The sequence below is a fragment of the Bacillota bacterium genome (assembly GCA_013314855.1).
Lineage (GTDB): Bacteria > Bacillota > Clostridia > Acetivibrionales > DUMC01 > Ch48.
The window spans coordinates 1-21,571 of sequence record JABUEW010000074.1 but is presented as its reverse complement, the minus strand read 5'-3'; the positions used below and the strand labels follow the sequence as shown (position 1 = coordinate 21,571).

Genomic DNA, 21,571 nt, shown 5'->3' with positions numbered 1-21,571 from the left:
TAAATTCACTTCGGGGCAAATCAAACTCGCAAAATAATTTGAATAAAATTTAATAGCACATCAATGTAATTATTTTGCTCATACAGTTGATTTGCTTATCCCTCGTCGGATTAACAGGCTCTACGAGGCCTTACGCAATGTTTCTGTCATTATATGGGTCATATATAAAAAATGTGCCCCTAAAAAATGTGCCCCTAAAAAAGGTATTAAAAAAGGAGTAACAATTTTTATTTGACACGTATTATAAATACGTGTTATAATATATTCAACCGGGAGGAAAGAATATGAAACCAAAAGAAATACTTAAAATACTACATAAAGATGGATGGGTAATAAAAAATAAACGCGGTTCGCATATTCAACTAACTCATCTGTCCAAGCCGGGCAAGGTAACCGTACCTTATCATTCAAAAGACCTTGACCCGAAAACATTAAACAGTATATTAAAACAGGCAGGATTAAAATGATATCCTGCTGGATAATAATAAATATCAATTGTGTAAAGAGGTGATTTTTAATGGATAAATACATTTTTCCTGCAATATTTGAGCCCGGAGAAACCAAGGGTTATATGGTAACCTTTCCTGACCTGCCCGGATGCATTACCGAAGGAGATACGTTGGAAGAAGCTCTCTATATGGCTAAAGAAGCCTTAGAGCTTCATCTTTACGGTATGGAAGAAGACAACGACCTTATACCTGAACCTACTCCTCCGGAAAATATCCGGTTAAGTAAAGGGGCATTTTTAGCCCTTATTGAAGCTTGGATGCTTCCCGTCAGGGATGAAATGGCTAATAAAGCCATCAAGAAAACCCTTACCATACCTAAATGGCTTAACGATATTGCAGAAAAAGAAAAGGTTAACTTTTCCCAAATATTACAATCCGCTCTCAAGGAGCACCTTGGAATAAAAGAGAGACAATCATGAGCCTCTCTGATTTTTAACTAATGAGCGGATACATTGCTTTGTTTTTCCAATGTTTTTCTATAAATAATCCTAAAATTCGGATCATTTGCGGTGATTTCCTGTTTCTGTTTTGACAAATATGGTTTTTGTTATATTAAAAAAATATTTGCATAATGCTATGTGTTAATTGTACAATAGTACTATATAAGACTTGCGGGGTGTGATAATCAATGATGCCATTAGAGGATATAACAGCGTCAATTCGAGGCAATCTTTATCCCCAGGTATTGACAAGTTCAAAGAAGATAATGAAAATGTGGCAAAATTATGCCAGATAAGACTTAAAAGAGAGGGAGATACGCAAAATGGATAAAGGATATCAGATTCACTTAATTGGCAATGCCCACATAGATCCCGTATGGTTATGGAGATGGCAGGAGGGGTTTGCAGAAGTTAAGGCCACGTTCCGCTCGGCTTTGGACAGGATGGAGGAATTCCCGGATTTTGTTTTTACCTGTGCATGTGCTGCCTATTATAAGTGGGTGGAGGAAAATGACCCTCAGATGTTTGAAGAAATAAAGACACGTGTTAAGGAGGGAAGGTGGGTTATAGTTGGAGGGTGGTGGATACAACCTGACTGTAACATACCTTCCGGAGAATCTTTTGTGCGCCATAGTCTTTATAGCCAAAGGTATTTTAGCGAAAAGTTTGGGATTATATGCAAAGTAGGATACAATGTAGATTCTTTTGGACATAATGGGATGCTTCCCCAGATACTTAAAAAAAGCGGTATGGATTACTATGTATTTACCCGGCCAGGCCCTCATGAAAAAGAACTCCCCAAAAGCCTCTTTTGGTGGGAAAGTGAAGATGGCAGCAGGGTATTAACCTTCAGAATCCCTTATAATTATGGCAACTGGTGGTCAAAAGGAGATAACCCTTTAAGGGAAAAAACATTGGCAGTATTGGAACTTGCCGGAGAGCAGGGTATAGACCTAATGAGTTTTTATGGGGTCGGAAACCACGGAGGAGGCCCATCAATTGCCAACATAAATACAATCATTCAGCTGCAAAATGAATATGGAAAAGACCGTTTTATATTCAGCTCTCCTAACAGGTATTTTAAGGAAGTCTCTGAAAAGGCTAAAGCATTGCCTGTACCGGTGGTTAAGGATGACCTTCAACACCACGCCAGGGGGTGCTATTCTACTCATTGGGAAACAAAGATGTATAATAGAAAAGCAGAGCATAGGCTTCTTAACGCAGAAAAGTTTTCTTCAATTGCAAACCATATGCTGGGGTTGGAATATCCCGGAAAAGAGATACAGAAGGCCTGGGAAAATGTTTTGTTTAACCAGTTCCATGATATTATGGGAGGTTGCAGCATAAAGGAAGCTTATGACGATTCAAAAGAATTCTATGGCGAGGCCTTGAATATTGGAGCCCGAGCCCTGAATGCAGCTTTGCAGAAAATATCCTGGGCTGTTGATACAACGGGAGGCCAGGTTAGAAAGAGGAGTAAGGAAAAAGATTCCTACCTCTGGGAAGAAGATGATGCAGGTACTCCATTCGTGGTCTTTAATCCCCTTTCCTGGGAAGTCAAGGTACCTGTACAGGTTAACAGGTTAATAAAAGCGGTTGCCGATAATAAAGGCAATGCCGTTCATATTCAAAAAGTCCGCGGCCCACAGTCAAATAAGGATGATATATGGAACACCATATTCCAGGCGGTAATACCGCCCATGGGTTACAGGCTTTACTGGGTATACAAAAACAAGGAACTTGAATTGCTGAAATCAATTGGAAATCTGAAAGTGGAAAATTATGCCCTTGAAAATGATTTTATCAGACTTGAAATACAACGGCATACAGGATACATATCAAAGCTTTATGACAAAATAAACGACATGGACGTATTAAGCGGGAAAGGGGCAGTGCCGGTAGTTATAGATATAAACCACTGTGATACTTGGGCACATGATATATTCGGATTTAGGGATGAGATAGGGAAATTTGCCGATGCAGAGATACACATTGTTGAAGAGGGATGTTTGCGTGCAAAACTTAGGGTTATCAATAGATATAATGCTTCTGTCTTAAGGCAGGACTTTATCCTGTACCATGACAGGCCGGATATTGAAGTGCAGGTAAAATTAGATTGGCGAGAAAAGCATAAAATGCTAAAGCTATCTTTTCCAGTCAATATAGATAACCCTGTAGCTACTTATGAAATACCGTACGGCTTTATAAACAGGCCTGTGAACGGACAGGAGGAAACCGGCCAGCAATGGATTGATTTAAGCGGTACAGGCAAGTTAAAAGGTGGTAAATATGGGCTGGCTCTTCTTAATGACTGTAAATACAGCTTTGATATAAAGGATAATGAGATAAGGATGACTGTAGTAAACGGCTCTGCCTATGCAGATCATTTTGGGATAAGGGATGGGCTTATGGAGTATATGGACCAGGGAATACAGGAATTTAAGTACATGCTTGTACCTCACAGAGGAGACTGGAGAACTGCCGGTGTGGTAAAGAAAGCCTATGAATTGAATGTTAAACCTCTGGCTATAACGGAGACATACCATAGTGGACCCCTGCCTTCAAGTTTTGAAGGGGTGAAGGTGTGTGCAGATAATATTATTGTTACTGTATTCAAAAGAGGGGAGGATGGAGGCGGGTTTATTCTCCGTTGCTACGAAACCGAAGGAAAGGAAACCTCTGCTGAAATTGAGGTGCCCATGCTAAAGAGAAAATGGAGGGCTGATTTCGGAAGGTGCGAAATAAAAACTTTCTTCATACCGGATGATCCTGAAGCGGAAGTAACGGAGAAGAATTTAATTGAAATGTAAATTCAGAAATGCAAATGCCAGTTCATGGTATACTAATGGTATAATAGTATCAGGCCGTTTAATCCATGATGGCATGTAAGCAAACAGCAGAGTGAGCGTAGGATATAATGAATGTTTTGAGCAAAGAGAGCGTAGGATATAATGGAAATTTTGAGCGGAGTGGTGGAAAGAATCACTTATTGTAATGAAGAAAACGGTTTTTCCGTTATAAAAATAAAATCGAAAGGTTTTGCTGAACTTGTTACTGTTGTAGGCAACCTTGCTGCTGTTAATGTCGGTGCCACTGTAAGACTTAAAGGGGAATGGAAATTCGACAGCAAATACGGCAGGCAGTTTAATGCCTTGGAATATTATGAAACTGTGCCTGCAACCGTAGCAGGCATTGAAAAATACCTGGGTAGCGGTTTGATTAAAGGTATAGGACCGATATATTCAAAGAAAATAGTCAAGCAGTTTAAGGAAGATACCATAAGAGTTATCGAGGAAGAGCCTGACAGGCTTGCACAGGTGGAGGGGATTGGACCAAAAAGGCTTGAAATGATTAAAAAGGCATGGCAGGAACAGAAAGAAATTAAAAATGTCATGCTTTTCCTTCAGAGTAACGGTGTTTCCACTTCCTATGCCGTTAAAATTTACAAAACCTATGGCAATGAAAGCATAAATATTGTAAAGTCCAACCCCTTCAGGCTTGCCGATGATATTTGGGGTATCGGGTTTAAAACTGCCGATAAAATCGCCAGGCAACTTGGATATGATAAAAATTCATTTGAGCGTTGCCGTTCAGGCATAATATATGTCCTTAACGAGCTTTCAAACGATGGACACTGTTATGCAGAAAAAGGACAGCTCATCGAAGAAGCCGAAAAAATACTTGAAATAGACAAAGAACTTATTGAATCCACCATTTACCGCATGATTGACGAGGGTTCGATAATAGCTGATGTGGATGATGCCATTTATCTTCCGCCTTTCTATTATAGTGAAATAGGTACTGCAAAAAGGATAAAGGAAATACTGTCGGTACGGAGTATTTATAATTCTTTTGATCTCACCAGGGTATTAGAGCAGGTTCAGCGTGAGTGCGGTATTAAATATGATGATGTACAGATTGAGGCTATAAAAACAGCAGCGAAATCAAAATTTATGGTCCTTACAGGGGGGCCAGGTACAGGCAAGACTACTACAACCCTGGCTATAATAAAGGTCTTCCAAAAAATTAGTGCAAAGGTTCTACTGGCTGCTCCTACAGGAAGAGCTGCCAAGAGGTTATCTGAAGCTACAGGCATGGATGCGAAAACCATTCACCGGCTTCTAGAGTATAAGCCGCCTGAGGGATATAAGAAAAATGAAGAAAATCCCCTGGATTGTGATGTGATTATTATTGATGAGACTTCCATGGTTGACATAATCCTCATGTATAATCTTCTTAAAGCTGTTCCCGACCATGCAATTGTAATCCTTGTGGGGGATGTGGACCAATTGCCTTCTGTGGGAGCAGGCAATGTGTTGAAAGATATTATAGAGTCTGGGATTGTTAATGTAGTACGCCTTACCAGGATATTCAGGCAGGCTCTTGGAAGTGCCATCATTACCAATGCCCACAGGATAAACAAGGGGGAGTTTCCAATATTAAAAGGGGGCAGGAATAATGACTTTTTCTTTATAGAAGAGGAAGACCCTCAAAAAATTGTTGAAACCATAAAAGGGCTTTGTACAAGCAGGTTGCCTCTGTACTACAAGGTTAACCCTATAAATGATATACAGGTGTTAAGCCCTATGCAAAGGGGTGAGACGGGGGCTTATAATCTAAACCTTGTCCTTCAAGAAACACTTAACCCTTCAGAGATAAGTATAAAATACGGCGGAACAGTTTATAAGCTAAATGATAAGGTTATGCAAATAAAAAACAACTATGAAAAAAACGTTTTTAATGGTGATATTGGTATTATTACTCGCATAGATACTGAGGACAGGGTTGTTACAATTTCCTTTGATGAAAATGAAGTGGAATATGATGCAACAGAGCTTGACGAGATAGTATTAGCATATGCTACAACGGTACATAAAAGCCAGGGCAGTGAATTTAGCATTGTTGTTTCACCTGTTACTACACAGCATTACATAATGCTTCAGAGGAACCTATTATATACCTGTGTAACCAGGGCGAAAAAGGCAATTGTACTTGTAGGGACGAAGAAGGCTATAGGGATAGCTGTTTCCAACAACAAAACACAGAAAAGGAACACCATGCTTGCAATGAGATTGAAGCATTAAGCAAAAACTTGTTCCACTTGAACCTTAAGACCATTAAAAATAACAGACTTAACTATTTCACCAGTTTTGAATGTCATCATACTTTCGATATTGTAATCTTTAAAAACATAAAGGTATATTTCTTTGGAGAACGTATTTGCAATCCAGTATTCTTTCACACCACTTAACATATACAGATCCAGCTTTTTTATTAAATCTTTACGTCTGGTGGACTCAGAAAGTATTTCTACAACAAGTGAGGGTATGCCGGTATACTTGCCCTTTTCGTTAATGTTTTCCTTATCGCAAATAACCAGAATATCAGGCTGGACAACGTTAACATATTTCTTTTCTTTGAAAAGTGTAACATCAAAGGGTGAAACAATAGGCTCGCATTCTTTACCTCTGAACCATGATATAAACTCAGCCAAAATTGCCATTATGGCTTTTTGATGTTCATATAATGGAGATGCTAGCAGGTATATTTCTCCATCAATATATTCATAACGGTTTTCACTTTCCTCAGTTATTTTCAGGAATTCCTCATATGAAACCTTCATGCCATCATGGCTGTATACAGAAGAGCCTTCCCGGATTACAAAATCTTCTACATCCTCCCTGTATTGAATTAATTTGGCCATCTTTCTACCATTTTTAGTGATTATAATATCTTCAAATTCTGCCAATTTAAGATACTTACCAAAGTTATTCTGAATTTCTGTTGAATTAATAATCATAAAACCTCCCCCCCCCCCCTTATACTAGCTATATTCTATACAGTATAGCTAATTACCATAAATATATTATAGCTAATACAGATATAAAAGTCAATATATTAGTTAAAATATTAATTAAAATAAGTTGAAATAAAGGCCATCGCTATAACTATTTCCAATAACAAAACACAGAAAAGGAACGTCATGCTTGTAATTAAGATTGAGAGAAAGCTGACCAGGAGGATGCTATCCTATTCGCTTTTTTGCATGCTAATTTGTTCTGCCTGGATTTTTACTTCAATATATTCAATTTCTTCAGGCTTTGCAGGGGAAATCATAACCTCAAAATTGCTCCATTGACCTGGAATAAGTATATTTTGAAAGGACAGATCACTGCTTTTAAGTGACTTTTCCCAGTCTTCATAACTTACTGTTTTATCTTCCCTGTTATACTTTTTCCCCCATCTGATTTTAATATTATAGCCGTTATAAACACAGTTTTGAGGATTTCCCACCCTGAAATAGAGTTTATAGCCATCAGAAAATTGCTCTGTTTTATCCAATATCAAAAAAAACATGCCTGTACTGGAATCCAGCCGTGCAAATCCCTTGCCTGAGTCTGATGCATTGAAAACAGCCTTACTGAATTGGTCCAATTTCAGTTTGGTAATTGCAATATCCGTTAATATTTTCATTTTTAGGTCGTTAAAGTTTGTAAGTTCTGTAACTACCTTTTCATTATCTTCCTTGAACTTGTCAATACTTGGGGATAAGGACCCCAACTCATTTTCCAACTTAGCAATTCTCTTGGCCATTGAATAATTGCTACATATAGTAAAGATAAATGTAAAAATTAATAGTATACTAAATACTGTAACAATTATTTTTTTTATAAGTTGTACATTATCTCGAATTGATGCTGTTATTTTCTCTAATGGAATCATTGATTATTACACCTCACATTAAAGTTAGTTGTGCCGTCTTGGTTTTAATAGGTTTTTAACGGGCAAGTTTCATATAATACTATTGTACAATTAATACATAGCATTATGCAAATATTTTTTTTGAATCGGAAATAAGTTTTTATGACAAAATTGTAACACAATTTTAACAATTAATATTGAAAAATTCTGCTAATATCATATATAAAAATTACTTATTAGGAGGAACTATAATGAGTCCGTTTGAAATAATTATGTTAGCCTGTTTTGGTGCTGCCTGGCCGGCATCTATTTACAAATCTTATACATCAAGAAAAAATACAGGAAAAAGCCTGACATTTTTAATAATCGTATTTATTGGTTATGTTTCGGGCGTTATACATAAAATGTTTTACAACTATGATGCTGTCATCTTCCTTTATATATTAAACAGTATTATGGTATTTACGGATATGGTTTTATATTTCAGGAACAGAAGGCTTATGAAATCAGGCTTATGAAATCCTAAATAGCTTATCCCTGAATTTATCCAGCTGTACCATTAAAAGATAGCCAAGGCCATAGCAAGCAATAACCTGGCCCAATGCGACCCATCCAATAGCAACCGGCAGTGAAACCTTGAGGATATAGCTTAAAATATATCCTACTATCAATGCATTAACTACAACAGGGGGTAGAGGTACAAGATACCGTTTGGGCATTTTATATGACAAAAATGCAGCTATTAAGGTGGCGAGGCTGCCAAAAATTATGTCTAGTGGGCCATTACCGCCAATGATATTTGCTATTATACAGCCTACAAAAAGCCCTGGAATTGCAGCAGGCGTAAATGCAGGGAGCACTGTCAGTGCCTCTGCTATTCTGACCTGAAGCAGTCCATAACTTATGGGTGCAAATATGATTGTAAGCAATGCATAAATTGCTGCTATTACTGCAGATTCAGTTAAAAACCGTATCCCTTTATGATTGTTTTTATACTTATTATTTACTAAAAACATATCAAATTCCTTTCAATTTATTTTTGTATTATGAAATGAATTTTTCCGCTTTATTTGCTGTGTTTATACTAATAATAGTAGCATGGTTTTTTTGGTTTTTCAATATACGAAATTAAAATCCGGGCGTATTTTTTATATGCTACAAAATATGTCAGTATACGATTTCCTGAGTATAAAATATGAACAAATTAAGGAAATTCACCCAGATTTATATTAATGTCATTGATTAATTTTTATTAATAAGTATACTATATAATAGACAATAGAAAATAATGAACGAAAGAGGTTTTATTAAGTGGCTGAAAAATCAAGAATTGCTGTTTTAAAAACCAGGCCGGAAACCGTAGTAGAGGATTACAAGAGACTTATGAGGATGGCAGGTTATGATACATATTTGAATAAAGATAAAACCACCATCCTGAAAAACAATATTTCATGGCATTTCCCCTACCCGGGGGCGAATACCACTCCGTGGCAGATGGAAGCAGTTATACAATGCCTGAGAGAGGATGGCTACAAAGACATTGTATGTGTAGAAAACAGGACTGTTGTAACAAATGCGTACAAAGGCGAAAGACTTAATAAATATGTTGATATATTTAAAAGATATGATATCCCTGTTTTGTACAACTTCAAAGAAGAGGATATGAAATGGGTGAAGTATGAACCTAAAGGCAAGATGCTTGTGCTCGAGCAGGTTTTCCCTAAAGGCATATATATTCCCGATTACTTTTTTGATAAAAACATAATACACCTGCCTACAATGAAGTGCCATATTTATACTACAACTACAGGGGCTATGAAAAATGCCTTTGGAGGATTACTTGACACAAAAAGACATTATTGCCACAGTGTAATTCATAAAACACTGGTAGATTTGCTTACTATACAAAAGGAAATTCACTCGGGAATATTTGCTGTTGTTGATGGTACTGTAGCAGGAAACGGCCCCGGTCCCAGAACAATGAAGCCTGTTATTGCGGACTTAATACTGGCAGGGGGCGACCAGGTTGCAGTCGATGCTGTATCATCTAAAATAATGGGTTTTGACCCGATGACATTGGAATATATAAGTGAAGCCGATAGGGAAGGTTTGGGCAACGGCAAAATTGAGAATATTGAGGTTATTGGAGAAGATATCTCCAAAGTAAATTTAGGATTTACAGTAGGGGACAATGCAGCAAGCAAAGTTGGGGACATGCTCTGGTTCGGCCCTTTAAAAAAGCTCCAGAGGCTTATGTTCCATACTCCGATAGTTAACATTTTTATTTTCGGTTCGGCATTCTACCATGATGTGATCTGGTACAATTTAAAAGGAATAAAAGTAGTGCGGGATTTCCAGGATAATACGGAATGGGGCAGGCTTTTTAAGGCATATAAATATATAAATAAATAAGCAGTTGAGCAGTGCCAAGTGAAATCCTTGAATGATATGAAGTTACAACTGGCATTTCCTGTACTATTGCTCGGTTGTTTCCGCCGGGTATGCAACATCAAGGTATAAGCCGGATTTTGATTTTGTAATTTTATATGAAAAAACGAGACGATTGTCATCTTTGAAGAAGCGTTTTTTCTTAAAATAAGGTAATCTATAATCTCGTCTAAGTTTTTAATTGCCTGCTTATCATTTTTACATATTTCTTTATGTAAAATTTTTCTGAGATTATCGGCTTCTTCTTGTGGAACAATACACATGTTCCATGCAATAATTGAAAGAGACAGCGTCTTTTCCTGGTCTTTGAAATTTGAACACTTCTCTAAGAGCGGCTCAGCAAACTTGGTTATTGTATCTGATAATTTATTTGCCATCATTTTTCCAAGTAATTTGTGAATTGGGAGCTAATTCCCTTAAAGAATTCTCAAGCAATTTTTTCCTAGTATTGGCATTTGATTTATGTGATGTTTTCTTTTTTTGTAGGTTTTTTATTTTTTTTTACTCACTATTAGAAATCCCCCTTTTATTTTGATATATCTTAAAAGGTATTACTCTTTGTAAGTATTATACTATTTTTTATTATACAGCCACAAAAAGTTTATTGTCTAAGATTCAGTAAAGATATAAAACTGAAAAAAGAGTAATAGGCTATATTTTCACCTATTCCTCGAGTTAAAATACACATTGTTTCATTTCTGTTAAAGTCTTTGTCTTTTCAACCAGCCCAGTGAGAAGCAAAATCATAGCTTCCGATGATTTCCTGGCTTCTTCTATAGCTTGTAGTGCTTTTGACCGCTCATTATTTTTTATGTATCCTATTACAATACTGCCTGCATTATGCACCGCTCTATGATGTTGGTCAACCTTCTTCCATGTATCCAATATTTCGGGGTTAGAGGGGCTTACGGAATAGTAAAAGTGGCCAAAACTGCACTTATGTTCATCTGTTTGCAAAGGCTTGACCTCCATGGTATCAACCATGGATTCAAGTTGACTAATCCATTTTTTATGGTTATTAATAGCAGTTTCAATAAATTCCATAAATTTTTCGTTTGGAATACCATATATTCTATTTTTTATAACTTCCCCGCACAATTTTGCAGTAGAGTCTATTGTGTTTTCCAAAACTTCTATATCCATAAATAGTTCATCTATCCTTTTGCCCATTATTTCCAGATCCTCTGAATAACTATTGAGATCACTTGCTTTATCATTCAAGATACTCATGGTTGAAGTAATTTCTTCCAGGGATGCGTTTATTTCTTGGCTGGAAGCAGATATATTTTCAAGATTGGATGCAATTTCTGTAATATCCTGATTGCTTGACTCTATAGAAGAAAGCATATTGGCTATAGAATTGCTAATACTTTTTAATGAATTAACTGTATGGTCAATACTTTCAGAACTTTTACCGGAATTGGTATAAATATCATTAACAATACTACTTATAGAGGAAAGTAAGTTTTTCGTAGTATCGGATAATTTTCTGATTTCTTCCGCTACTACTGAAAAACTTCTCCCGGCCTCTCCAGCCCTAGCAGCCTCAATGGATGCATTAAATGCAAGAAGGTTTGTCTGATCAGATATTTCATAGATGCCACCAACAATTTCTTTCATTCTATCTAATGAACTTTGAAGAGATTCAAAATCAACTTTCATGTTGTTTGAATATTTTAATGCATTTTGGCTGTTTAATGAAATTTGCTGCGTTATTTTCTGGCTTTCGATGGTATTATTGCGCAAGTGGTTTGCTTTTAATGAGATATTTTCTAAAGCTTTGACAAGCGCGGTGTTGGCATTGGTTATTCCGGTTATTAAATTTAGGGTGTTTTCTGCTGTTGAATGTACATCAGAGGATATACGGCTTGTCTTGGAACTGGTATCAGTAATTTTTTCGCTGTAGAAGTTTAATTTCAAATCAAAACTGCTTGTTAAAAATGCTGCATTAAAAATTTTGTCAAAAATTGTTATGAGCTTTCTTTTGCCTTCTTTCAAGCCTTCACAGAATGAAGATATTTGTTCTTCAATATTTTCATTAGAAATTTTACCGTTGCCTGAATTAACTTCACATTCAAGGTCGTTGATGGTTTCAAGTATAGTTTTTAACTCTCTTCTTCTTTTCTTAAACATTATATACAAACCTCCAGTTAATATATTAAATATTAATTTATAATTTTAATTTTATATTTACTATCTATTTATCGGCAATTTGCATACCATAATATAATAACTCTTTTTATTTTTATTTCTTTCAATATATTATCACAAAAAGTGTAAATGTTACATAAAAATTTTTAGAATATAGCTGAATTATGCTATAATTTTTATAAAAGATTATTAAAATGAAATTTCATAAACCAGTGTTATAATATAAAGACATCAAGGCTTTAAAGGGGGATAAAGTATATGTGGAAGGAATTCAAGAAATTTGCAATAAAAGGGAATATTATTGATATGGCTGTCGGTATAATCATTGGATCTGCATTCAATAAGATTGTAAGTTCTCTTGTAAATGATGTAATCATGCCTGTATTCAGTATGATAACCGGTAAGATTGATTTTACCAACCTATTTTTCGCTTTAAATGGAGAGCATTATGCAACTATTGATGAAGCAAAGAAAGCAGCGGCACCTACCCTTAACTACGGTGTATTTATATCTGCAGTAATTGACTTTTTAATTATTGCCTTTTCAATGTTTATAGTAATAAGATGGATTAACAAATTAAAAAAGAATGAAAAAGAAGCACCTCCTGCTACACCAACAACAAAAATCTGCCGGTACTGTCAGAGTACAATATCTATAAAGGCTGTCAGGTGTCCATACTGCACCTCTGAATTGACTGAAAGTAATTGAAAGTAGTAGGATTTAAAACTAATAAAATCTTAGAATTTAAAGCTGGTGAGATATATTTTGTCTATTGCTAATTCTTTATTCGGGGCATATAATTTAAGATGAACTGGACATATCCGGAACTTTAATGAGCTATATTGACAGGGAGGATATTATATATGAAGTGGTGGGAAAAACCTTTAAGAATTGCTGCTGTACAGTGCAATTATGGTGAAGACAGTCTATCAATACTTAAAAACCATGTTATCCCGGGGGATTTTAATACGGAACAGCTTCTTCACCTCATGGCTGAAGGGCACATGGCTTCTTATGAAGAGGATGTCCACGGCTCAAGACTTGATGAGTACCTTGAGAAAGCACATAAGAATAATATACGGGTAATAGTATATTGGAATGTTCATTCTATGCAGAAAAGGTATAGAGATTCCAACCCGGAATGGGTACAAAGGGACAAAAACAATGATGAAGTAACAGCTTATGAGACCCATTACTTATTATGTATAAACAGTGAATGGTATGAAACTTACAGCGAAAACCTAAAAAAACTATGTAAGCATAACATCGACGGAATATTTCTTGACGGGCCTGTTGTAACTGCAGGAGGTTGTTTTTGCAGTGCATGTTCCAAAAAGTTTGAAGAGAAGTACAATAAGCCTATAAAGGATGCTTCATATCAGGAGATGCTCAATTTTAAAGTGGATTCTGTTACAGAATTTGTAAGAAAAACCAATGCCATTGTAAAAAACATAAATCCTGATATTCTTCTTTATTTGAATAATTCTGCCTTGAGGGCTGATGTGACAGGCAGCAATACCAGGAAGGTAGAGCCCTGGGTTGATATGATTGGCGCAGAAGGGGGGTTTGTCTGGGTAGATAAAAACACCACGCTGTGGCATGCAAGTTCCATGGCTAAATGTATTGAAGCTCAGGCAAAGGGAAAGCCCACAGTAATATTTATAGCAGGAGACCACAAGCCTCATTCCTATTACATGCATACTGCTGAAGAAACAAAAATACTGTATGCCCAATCAGTTGCTAACGGTGCTAACGTTTGGTACGGCATTCATGCACCGACATATATCATGGATACACCAGGAGGAAGAGCTGCCAAAGAATTTAACAGTTTCCTTGCAAGAAATGAGGAATATTACAGCAACACCAAACCGGTAAGCAAAGTAGCTATCATGTGGTCTATGGACAGTGCCAATTATTATTCATCATATATAGGAATATCGGATTTTGCTGAAGTTGCAAAAGTTTCAGGGACAAATAGAACGGCAGGAACAAAGGGTATTGAAAAACATGGCAATCATTATAAGGCTTTCATGGGGTTTTATGAGATCCTTACCCGTTCCCATATACAATTTGATGTTGTAGATGAATATAGCATTACAGATGGAAGCTTATCAAAGTATGAGCTTTTAATACTTCCTACTTGCGGTTGTATGAGCAGTGAAACGGCAGAAGGTATAAGAAAATTTGTTGCCAACGGGGGAAAATTAATTTCAACCTTTGATACGGGCTTTTTCGACGAAAAAGGAAGGTTCTTTGAAAAACCTATCCTCGCAGATGTAATGGGAATTGAAAAATTTGAAGCATTGGTTGAATACCCTGTATCCGGAACTGATTTTATGAGGATAGACAGGGCGCAATGGGCAGGTGAGGGTATAAGTGCGGATATTATACCTTTTACCAACTATGCAATAAGGTTTATTCCAGCTAAGGGTGTAGTTAAATTGGCTGAAGCTTTGGAACCTATGAAAGGAAGATATGAACCCCTCCCAGGCTTATCATATCCCTGTATTGTCCATGCAAGGTATGGAGATGGAGAAAGCGTATATATATCAGGTACTATAGGCGAAATCTATAATGCAAAGACTAACCCGGACCACCGCAAGCTTATTGAAAATATTATAAACAAACTGAGCGTACCCCTGATAATTACCGATGCTCCGGGAAGTGTAGAGATGGTACTTAGGTACCAGGAAGATAAAGATAGATATATACTCCACATTATTAATATGACAGGTGAAATGGTAAGACCTATTGAAAGGGTCATACCCTTGAACAATGTGGAAATAACATTAAATTTAGCTGATATTCAAGCAGTTAAGGCAAATTTAAAAGAAGTAAAAAGCCTGAAGTGTATTACCGCTGGTAAAACGGCTATTGATATTCCCTTCAGCCGGAAAAATGGATTAATTAAATTTACCGTACCTGAAATAAAGACATATGAAGTGCTTATAGTTGAGTAAAGAGATAAGATAAGAGATAAGATATACAATATATACTATAAGTGGGTGCCAGAACTGCATTATTGCAGTTCTGGCAGTAGTGGCTCATTATAAACATTTATAATACTCTTCCTCAACCTCGTCAAATGTATAATTATATCCTGCGTTAATCAGAATATCCAGCGTGGTTTTAATAACGAGGTCGGGTTTTATATCTTCAACCTCTAAAAGAAAGGTCAGATATTCAAAGGTCATATCAAACAACTCGGCCCAATTACATATATCTTTACGGCCTAAATCCTCTGCCATAATTCTCCTCCCAGGTTATAATCTATCGCATAACTTGTATCATAAATTATGTATATTTTATGTATATTTAATGTGAAGATATACACCGATGAATACCCCATAATGTTATGCATCATGCCTTTTCAAACATGTCTTTTCCTACTCCGCAAATAGGGCATACCCAATCTTCGGGAAGGTCTTGAAAAGCGGTTCCCGGCTCTATACCGCTGTCGGGGTCTCCTTCTGAAGGGTCATAAACATAGCCGCAAGCTGTGCAGACATACTTATCCATTATAAAATCCTCTCCTTATCCCTAGTTATTCATAATCTTATTACTTAATTCATGATAGTGAAATATGCATTTGTGTTTTTATATTTACCCTAACAATCAATTATTTTAACAAAAATTTGGTAAAAATAAAATATAGTTTAAGAAAAATTTGTTATACTTTAGAAAAATATTGAGAATATGAATGGCTAAATAGAAAATATTTTCAAACTTAAAAGTTAAAATTAAAAGTGCTCTAGGAATTAGCCTTGAAAAAAGGACATAATAAAGGGTTTTTTTCTGCTTTCCATAAAACGCACCTGATACCGTTTGCTATAAACTCTGCCATTTTCATAACCAGGCAGAGCCGTGTATTTTGAAGTATCAGGAAATCCATAAAACCCCCTATATTGACAATCCCCATTATACTTATATTTCCTATTGGAGAAAGGTCTTTATTTAAAACTGAACCAGGTTTTACCGGCCCTTCTCCAATTGAAATACAACCTACTTGTTCCATTTTTCCAAGGCATGCATCTATGGCAACAATAAAGGGTTTTATATATTCCCGGCTTATTTCTTCCATTGTTTTATTCAGGTTTTTTGCGTGGACTGGGTTTTCAAGGCTTCCATGTATATACACGTTTTTTTGCCGGGCATTGTTAATCTTGTAACCGACAAGAGGTCCCAGACTGTCTCCTGTAGACCTGTCGGTGCCTATACAGACAAAAACAATAGACTTATATCCTTCCATTATCCCTTTATAAATCAACCCGTAAAGTATAGCGGTAAACTGAAGGAAAGCGTTAGGGTTGCTCATATTTATAATTTGTCTTTCACAAACAGTTTTTAAATAACTCATAATACATTATTATTTTCTCTACTGGTATTAATATTCCTAAAAGTAAATATTTCCTTAATTTAATGAATAGCATGAATTAAATGACTAATTTCCTTATTGATATAGATAATGTATTCTGGTATTATAAAAACATAATTAAAAAGCGCTGTAAAACATTCCTAGCTGAGGTAAAGGGGTAGATAAGCGGGTGAGTTTAAGAATAAATGATATTATAGATGGTATGTATGATTGGGTAAGAGTTTTGGACCTGGATTGTAATATAATTTATATAAATAAGGCTATGGCAGAGCACATGAAGGTACCGGTTATCGGGAAAAAATGTTATGAAGCTTTTAATAGGAGTGAGCCTTGTGAAAACTGTGTCTCATGTAAGTCTTTACAGGATGTCAAAACCTATGAAAAGGAAGAAGTGTTTGAAGATAAGGTTTTTTCGGTAATGAGTTCTCCCGTTAAGAATTCCAATGGGGATATTATAGCTGTTGTTGAAGTATTAAGAGATATTACTAAACTAAAGCAATTACAGCAAAAAATAATTGAGCAAAACAAGGAACTGCATAATGACCTGGATATGGCAAGGAAGCTACAGCTAAGTTTGCTTCCCTCCAAATTACCTAAAGAAAAATTAAACATTTCTTTTATTTATAAACCCAGTGAAATGCTTGGAGGAGATTTTATAGATATTTTCGAAATAGATAAAGATCATTGGGGAATATATATTGCCGATGTATCGGGACATGGGGTTTTGGCATCATTACTTACAGTATTTTTGCGTTCAACAATAGCTAAGGACACCTTATCTCCTGCAGAAGCTCTGACAGGGTTATACAATGAATTTAACATAATAGGATTTGATACAAATTTGTATATTACAATTTTTTATTCTATAATTGACCTTAAAAATAGGGCTCTTACTTATTCAAATGCCGGGCATAATATTTGTCCGATTGTGTATAGTAACTCAAGATTTGAAATTTTAAGGAAACCCGGTATACCCATAAGCGATTGGATGGATAAGCCCGGTTATACCGATGACTGCATTAACTTAAATAAAGGAGACCGGATATTTTATTCTTCTGATGGAATTGTCGAGATTAAAAACAGCTCAAAAGAGCAATTTGGTGAAGAACGTCTTCTGGGTATTTTACTGAATGATAAATCTGAACCTGATACGGTTCTTAATAACATTATTACAAATGCATTTAATTTTGCAGGTATAGAAAGCATGGCTGAACTATGTGATGATATTACAATGGTTCTTCTGGAAATAATTTAGGAGGTGTAACACTTGGGAAAATATAAAAGAGAAGATATTTTAAGGATGGTAGAGGAGCAGGATATAAAATTTATAAGGTTACAATTTACCGATATATTCGGAATACTTAAAAATGTTGCAATCCCTGTAAGACAGTTGGAAAAAACTCTTGACAACAAATGTATGTTTGACGGTTCATCCATTGAAGGCTTTGTGAGGATTGAAGAATCCGACATGTATTTATGGCCGGATATTAATACATTTGCAGTTTTTCCCTGGAGGCCTCAAGCAGGTAAAGTTGCAAGGTTCATATGTGATGTGTATAATCCTGATGGTACACCTTTCCAGGGTGATCCCAGGTATGTATTGAAAAAGGTTTTGAAAAAAACGAGGGATATGGGGTATGATACTTTTAATGTAGGCCCGGAGTGTGAGTTTTTTCTTTTCCTCACCGATAACGAAGGCAACCCCACTACTAAGACCCAGGATAATGCAAGATACTTTGACTTAGGTCCTGTTGACTTAGGTGAAAATGCACGCCGCGATATTGTTATCGCGTTAGAGGAAATGGGTTTTGAAATAGAAGCTTCACACCATGAAGGTGCGCCAGGACAACACGAAATCGACTTTAAATACGCAGATGCTCTAACTACTGCCGACGCAATATTGACATTTAAACTGGTGGTTAAGACAATAGCTCAAAAACATGGACTTCATGCTTCTTTTATGCCAAAACCCATATATGGTATAAATGGTTCGGGAATGCATACAAATATTTCTCTTTTTAAAGGTGGGAAAAACGTATTTTATGATGAGAAAGACGTGCTTCAGCTAAGTCAGGAGGCCTACTGGTTTATTGGAGGAGTGATGAAGCATGCAAGGAACATTGCACTCCTTACAAATCCTATTGTGAACTCCTATAAAAGGCTGGTCCCTGGGTATGAAGCTCCTGTGTATATTGCCTGGTCTGCCGGAAATCGCAGCCCTTTAATACGGATACCTTCAGCAAGAGGAGAAAATACCAGAATAGAACTAAGATGTCCGGACCCATCTTGTAACCCTTATTTGGCTTTAGCTGGGATACTTGCTGCTGGGTTAGATGGTATAGAGAATAAAATACAGCCACCCCCATCCATAGATGCGAACATATTTTCTATGACAAAAGAACAAATGAAGAAAGGAGATATACGTTCTCTGCCAGTAGACCTTAAAGAAGCTATAGAGGAAATGAAAAACAGCAGTTTGTTGAGAGAAGTATTGGGTGAACATATATTTGAAAAATATATTGAGGCAAAAAACGAAGAATGGGAAGATTACAGGAAGCAAGTAACAGCATGGGAGCTAAAGCATTATTTAACGAAATACTAAAATAGCAAATAGATTAAAGAAGGGATGAGGATTTATGCCTCTTAAATTATATTTGGGAGATGTAGTGGAGTTGAAAAAACCACATCCCTGTGGAAGCAAACAGTGGGAGATAACGAGGACAGGAGCGGATATTAGAATAAAATGTCTGGGTTGCTCACGACAGGTTATGATTCCAAGAGCAAAATTTGAGAAAAGTGTAAAGAAAATTATTAGTACAGCAGGCAATTAAAAGACTGCTGTATTTTTTTGTGTTTTTGTTGAAATACTAAAAAACAAAAACACAAAAGGATGATGTCAGTTATGTTTGATAGGACAAATAGATACGGCTTTTTTAAAGTTATATTGGCTTCGTTGATTACATCTTTTATTGTCTGCATATTATTTCTATTATTTACATCAGGAAATGTCCCATGGGGAATCCCCAGGACGGGTTTACCGAGCCCTGGTCCTGGAGTCGGTGAAGGAACTCCTCAACCACAACAGATTGCCGCAGAGTCGACAGGTTCCACTTCGTCCATTACAAATGTTGCAAAAAGTGCATCTCAGGGGGTGGTGGGAATATCTGTATTAAGGGTTGACACGGCATCGATATTTGATAAGAATACTGCCGAAAAATGGGGAATAGGATCAGGTGTAATAGTTAGCCCTAATGGGTATATTCTCACCAACCATCATGTTGCGGGGGGAAAGAGCAAAAGGTTGGTTGTATCATTAGCCGACGGAAGAAATGTTGATGGTGTAACTTTGTGGTCTGACCCGGTTCTTGATATTGCCATAGTAAAAGTAAACCTTGCGGGGTTAACCCCAATACCTTTAGGAGATGCAAATACACTGCAAGTAGGGGAACCGGCGATAGCCATAGGAAACCCATTAGGGCTGGAACTGCAGAGGACAGTTACCTCAGGGATTATAAGCGCACTTAACAGGACAATCAGAATTGAAACCGAACAGGGTATCAATTATATGGAAGACTTGATACAGACTGATGCAAGCATAAATCCTGGCAACAGTGGGGGGCCGCTTTTAAATTCAAAAGGCCAAGTCGTTGGAATAAATACAATAAAGGTAGCATCGGCGGAAGCAATAGGATTTGCAATACCTATAAATGTGGCTATACCCATTATTAAAAAGTTTGATGAAAAGGGTGCATTCGATGAACCATATATGGGAGTGTTTGCATATGATAAAGAAGTAATGCCCGTTATTGATGGAAACTTGAAATTAGATAGCGGAGTATATGTTGTTAATGTCGATAAGGAAGGTCCTGCATTCAAGGCAGGTATAGACGTGGGATGCATAATAAAGCAGGTTGACGGGGTAGATATTAATACCATGATACAGTTAAGGACCATAATATACTCAAAAAATCCCGGGGATATAATTAATATTACCCATATTGACAAGCGCACCGGTAACACTGTTACAGTTCCTTTAAAACTTGCAGCTAAAGATAGGGACGGATTATTAACAAGATAAGATGTACAATTTAACAGCAAGATAAGATATGCAACTTAACAGCGCCTGAAATCATATTTCTATCTATCCTGCAAATGATAGGTAAAAAGGTTGAAATTATATTCTACTGCCTATGCATAATTTGCTAAGAAAATGGAAAAATTTATAATATGATTTCAATTAACGTCAATAGTTTTAAAAGAAATTAAGATGGATACGAGATTAGGAGGATATGTAATGAAGGGTGCTGAAAAAGAAAAAAAGGAGCAAATGGAAAAGGAGCAAATGGAAAGGAAACAGCAAAATGAAGAATATAATTTTGAAAGTACTATAAGGGAATATTTGAAGCAGGGAAGGGAAAAGCTCATCAAGGATTTGACCGGTACAAGGGAGGCAATAAGATTAATTGCAAATGACAGGACAAGGGATTTTATGTTGGTGACAGACAGGGGACTAAATAAAGAGGAACGGGATTATTTAATAGAGATAATTATATCAAGCATGTACCAGACCTTTTGTTATGGGTATGGTATTGGAAAAATAGAGGGAAGCACTAATAATAGGATTTTTCTTTAGAAAGTAAAACTGTTAAAATTTTAATAACCACTGTGCTACTGGGGCGCATTTTATTTTTATGAAGAAAATGCTTCCGGTAACTAAATGCTCCAAGTCTTCTAGATTTTCAGAGATGAAGCACGAATTTAAAAGAAAGAGAAAACAAGAGTTATAGAGAGTAGCAAAAAAATATTTTCGCAAAACCGAGTTGGACACGTACAAGATTAGTATTGTATAGTAGACTTGGGGGAGGTAGGTAATCAAGTCATGAACAATACTAATAGAACATTTTCAGGTAGGACATTTAGTCCTGAAGATATAGAAATGATAAAAT

Annotated in this window: 21 protein-coding genes; 14 read left to right on the top strand and 7 right to left on the bottom strand. The window is 36.3% G+C overall.

From position 1 onward, the window contains the following. Nucleotides 1–284: 284 nt before the first annotated feature. The 5 genes from HPY74_13025 (at nucleotide 285) to HPY74_13005 (ending at nucleotide 6,033) form a co-directional block, all read left to right on the top strand. Nucleotides 285–467: a type II toxin-antitoxin system HicA family toxin gene (locus HPY74_13025; protein NSW91572.1), complete on the top strand. Its 183-nt coding sequence runs from the start codon at nucleotides 285–287 to the stop codon at nucleotides 465–467. 50 nt (nucleotides 468–517) lie between these two features. Then, nucleotides 518–928 (top strand): type II toxin-antitoxin system HicB family antitoxin, encoded by a 411-nt coding sequence (locus tag HPY74_13020; protein NSW91571.1) that lies wholly within the window; start codon nucleotides 518–520, stop codon nucleotides 926–928. Between the two features lie 199 nt (nucleotides 929–1,127). After that, nucleotides 1,128–1,280 carry a hypothetical protein gene (locus tag HPY74_13015; protein ID NSW91570.1) on the top strand — a complete coding sequence of 51 codons (153 nt, stop codon included), beginning with the start codon at nucleotides 1,128–1,130 and terminating at the stop codon, nucleotides 1,278–1,280. Then, nucleotides 1,273–3,759, top strand: coding sequence for an alpha-mannosidase (locus tag HPY74_13010; GenBank protein ID NSW91569.1), 2,487 nt, complete (start codon nucleotides 1,273–1,275; stop codon nucleotides 3,757–3,759). Before HPY74_13015 ends, HPY74_13010 begins: the two co-directional genes overlap by 8 nt. 141 nt (nucleotides 3,760–3,900) lie before the next feature. Then, nucleotides 3,901–6,033, top strand: a complete 2,133-nt coding sequence (locus HPY74_13005) for an ATP-dependent RecD-like DNA helicase (GenBank protein NSW91568.1) — start codon at nucleotides 3,901–3,903, stop codon at nucleotides 6,031–6,033. Here the strand turns inward: HPY74_13005 and HPY74_13000 are convergent. Continuing rightward, complete coding sequence (locus tag HPY74_13000; protein ID NSW91567.1) at nucleotides 6,030–6,749, bottom strand: type II toxin-antitoxin system Phd/YefM family antitoxin; 720 nt, start codon at nucleotides 6,747–6,749, stop codon at nucleotides 6,030–6,032. The genes HPY74_13005 and HPY74_13000 overlap by 4 nt on opposite strands. A 230-nt stretch (nucleotides 6,750–6,979) precedes the next feature. Further along, on the bottom strand, nucleotides 6,980–7,672 hold the full coding sequence (locus HPY74_12995) for a DUF3251 domain-containing protein (protein NSW91566.1): 693 nt from the start codon (nucleotides 7,670–7,672) through the stop codon (nucleotides 6,980–6,982). Nucleotides 7,673–7,902: 230 nt separating this feature from the next. Here HPY74_12995 and HPY74_12990 point away from each other — a divergent pair, with 230 nt between their 5' ends. Then, entirely contained in the window at nucleotides 7,903–8,169 is a 267-nt protein-coding gene (locus HPY74_12990) for a hypothetical protein (GenBank protein NSW91565.1), read from the top strand. Here the strand turns inward: HPY74_12990 and HPY74_12985 are convergent. Then, nucleotides 8,164–8,667 (bottom strand): QueT transporter family protein, encoded by a 504-nt coding sequence (locus tag HPY74_12985; GenBank protein ID NSW91564.1) that lies wholly within the window; start codon nucleotides 8,665–8,667, stop codon nucleotides 8,164–8,166. The genes HPY74_12990 and HPY74_12985 overlap by 6 nt on opposite strands. A 367-nt stretch (nucleotides 8,668–9,034) precedes the next feature. Between HPY74_12985 and HPY74_12980 the strand changes: the two genes are divergently transcribed. Beyond that, entirely contained in the window at nucleotides 9,035–10,063 is a 1,029-nt protein-coding gene (locus HPY74_12980) for a DUF362 domain-containing protein (GenBank protein ID NSW91563.1), read from the top strand. Nucleotides 10,064–10,774: 711 nt separating this feature from the next. On the opposite strand, the gene HPY74_12975 is transcribed toward HPY74_12980, so the two are convergent. Beyond that, nucleotides 10,775–12,232: a CZB domain-containing protein gene (locus tag HPY74_12975; protein NSW91562.1), complete on the bottom strand. Its 1,458-nt coding sequence runs from the start codon at nucleotides 12,230–12,232 to the stop codon at nucleotides 10,775–10,777. Between the two features lie 276 nt (nucleotides 12,233–12,508). Between HPY74_12975 and mscL the strand changes: the two genes are divergently transcribed. Both mscL and HPY74_12965 read left to right on the top strand, forming a co-directional pair. After that, complete coding sequence (mscL, locus tag HPY74_12970; protein ID NSW91561.1) at nucleotides 12,509–12,958, top strand: large conductance mechanosensitive channel protein MscL; 450 nt, start codon at nucleotides 12,509–12,511, stop codon at nucleotides 12,956–12,958. 155 nt (nucleotides 12,959–13,113) lie between these two features. Further along, nucleotides 13,114–15,210 carry a beta-galactosidase trimerization domain-containing protein gene (locus tag HPY74_12965; protein ID NSW91560.1) on the top strand — a complete coding sequence of 699 codons (2,097 nt, stop codon included), beginning with the start codon at nucleotides 13,114–13,116 and terminating at the stop codon, nucleotides 15,208–15,210. Nucleotides 15,211–15,297: 87 nt separating this feature from the next. Here the strand turns inward: HPY74_12965 and HPY74_12960 are convergent, their stop codons facing one another. From HPY74_12960 to yyaC, 3 genes are all read right to left on the bottom strand, one after another. Next, a complete protein-coding gene (locus tag HPY74_12960; GenBank protein ID NSW91559.1) occupies nucleotides 15,298–15,498 on the bottom strand; it encodes a hypothetical protein in 201 nt (66 codons plus the stop codon). A gap of 112 nt (nucleotides 15,499–15,610) precedes the next feature. Beyond that, complete coding sequence (locus HPY74_12955; GenBank protein ID NSW91558.1) at nucleotides 15,611–15,769, bottom strand: rubredoxin; 159 nt, start codon at nucleotides 15,767–15,769, stop codon at nucleotides 15,611–15,613. 232 nt (nucleotides 15,770–16,001) lie between these two features. Next, nucleotides 16,002–16,607, bottom strand: coding sequence for a spore protease YyaC (gene yyaC, locus HPY74_12950; GenBank protein NSW91557.1), 606 nt, complete (start codon nucleotides 16,605–16,607; stop codon nucleotides 16,002–16,004). 220 nt (nucleotides 16,608–16,827) lie between these two features. Between yyaC and HPY74_12945 the strand changes: the two genes are divergently transcribed. From HPY74_12945 to HPY74_12925, 5 genes are all read left to right on the top strand, one after another. Beyond that, nucleotides 16,828–17,880: a SpoIIE family protein phosphatase gene (locus HPY74_12945; protein ID NSW91556.1), complete on the top strand. Its 1,053-nt coding sequence runs from the start codon at nucleotides 16,828–16,830 to the stop codon at nucleotides 17,878–17,880. Nucleotides 17,881–17,892: 12 nt separating this feature from the next. Next, nucleotides 17,893–19,227 (top strand): type I glutamate--ammonia ligase, encoded by a 1,335-nt coding sequence (gene glnA / locus HPY74_12940; GenBank protein ID NSW91555.1) that lies wholly within the window; start codon nucleotides 17,893–17,895, stop codon nucleotides 19,225–19,227. A gap of 34 nt (nucleotides 19,228–19,261) precedes the next feature. Then, on the top strand, nucleotides 19,262–19,456 hold the full coding sequence (locus tag HPY74_12935; protein ID NSW91554.1) for a DUF951 domain-containing protein: 195 nt from the start codon (nucleotides 19,262–19,264) through the stop codon (nucleotides 19,454–19,456). 71 nt (nucleotides 19,457–19,527) lie between these two features. After that, on the top strand, nucleotides 19,528–20,703 hold the full coding sequence (locus tag HPY74_12930) for a trypsin-like peptidase domain-containing protein (protein ID NSW91553.1): 1,176 nt from the start codon (nucleotides 19,528–19,530) through the stop codon (nucleotides 20,701–20,703). Between the two features lie 264 nt (nucleotides 20,704–20,967). Beyond that, nucleotides 20,968–21,258 (top strand): hypothetical protein, encoded by a 291-nt coding sequence (locus tag HPY74_12925; protein ID NSW91552.1) that lies wholly within the window; start codon nucleotides 20,968–20,970, stop codon nucleotides 21,256–21,258. Nucleotides 21,259–21,571 lie beyond the last annotated feature (313 nt).

Excerpts from the sequence above, each read along its gene's own strand:
- HPY74_12990 (NSW91565.1), top strand. The coding sequence starts at position 7,903 with ATGAGTCCGTTTGAAATAATTATGTTAGCCTGTTTTGGTGCTGCCTGG.
- HPY74_12965 (NSW91560.1), top strand. The coding sequence starts at position 13,114 with ATGAAGTGGTGGGAAAAACCTTTAAGAATTGCTGCTGTACAGTGCAAT.
- HPY74_13025 (NSW91572.1), top strand. The coding sequence starts at position 285 with ATGAAACCAAAAGAAATACTTAAAATACTACATAAAGATGGATGGGTA.
- yyaC (NSW91557.1), bottom strand. The coding sequence starts at position 16,607 with ATGAGTTATTTAAAAACTGTTTGTGAAAGACAAATTATAAATATGAGC.
- mscL (NSW91561.1), top strand. The coding sequence starts at position 12,509 with ATGTGGAAGGAATTCAAGAAATTTGCAATAAAAGGGAATATTATTGAT.
- HPY74_13010 (NSW91569.1), top strand. The coding sequence starts at position 1,273 with ATGGATAAAGGATATCAGATTCACTTAATTGGCAATGCCCACATAGAT.
- HPY74_12945 (NSW91556.1), top strand. The coding sequence starts at position 16,828 with ATGTATGATTGGGTAAGAGTTTTGGACCTGGATTGTAATATAATTTAT.
- HPY74_12935 (NSW91554.1), top strand. The coding sequence starts at position 19,262 with ATGCCTCTTAAATTATATTTGGGAGATGTAGTGGAGTTGAAAAAACCA.
- HPY74_12930 (NSW91553.1), top strand. The coding sequence starts at position 19,528 with ATGTTTGATAGGACAAATAGATACGGCTTTTTTAAAGTTATATTGGCT.
- HPY74_12975 (NSW91562.1), bottom strand. The coding sequence starts at position 12,232 with ATGTTTAAGAAAAGAAGAAGAGAGTTAAAAACTATACTTGAAACCATC.
- HPY74_12995 (NSW91566.1), bottom strand. The coding sequence starts at position 7,672 with ATGATTCCATTAGAGAAAATAACAGCATCAATTCGAGATAATGTACAA.
- HPY74_12985 (NSW91564.1), bottom strand. The coding sequence starts at position 8,667 with ATGTTTTTAGTAAATAATAAGTATAAAAACAATCATAAAGGGATACGG.
- HPY74_13005 (NSW91568.1), top strand. The coding sequence starts at position 3,901 with ATGGAAATTTTGAGCGGAGTGGTGGAAAGAATCACTTATTGTAATGAA.
- HPY74_12960 (NSW91559.1), bottom strand. The coding sequence starts at position 15,498 with ATGGCAGAGGATTTAGGCCGTAAAGATATATGTAATTGGGCCGAGTTG.
- HPY74_13020 (NSW91571.1), top strand. The coding sequence starts at position 518 with ATGGATAAATACATTTTTCCTGCAATATTTGAGCCCGGAGAAACCAAG.
- HPY74_12980 (NSW91563.1), top strand. The coding sequence starts at position 9,035 with ATGAGGATGGCAGGTTATGATACATATTTGAATAAAGATAAAACCACC.
- HPY74_12955 (NSW91558.1), bottom strand. The coding sequence starts at position 15,769 with ATGGATAAGTATGTCTGCACAGCTTGCGGCTATGTTTATGACCCTTCA.
- HPY74_12925 (NSW91552.1), top strand. The coding sequence starts at position 20,968 with ATGGAAAGGAAACAGCAAAATGAAGAATATAATTTTGAAAGTACTATA.
- HPY74_13000 (NSW91567.1), bottom strand. The coding sequence starts at position 6,749 with ATGATTATTAATTCAACAGAAATTCAGAATAACTTTGGTAAGTATCTT.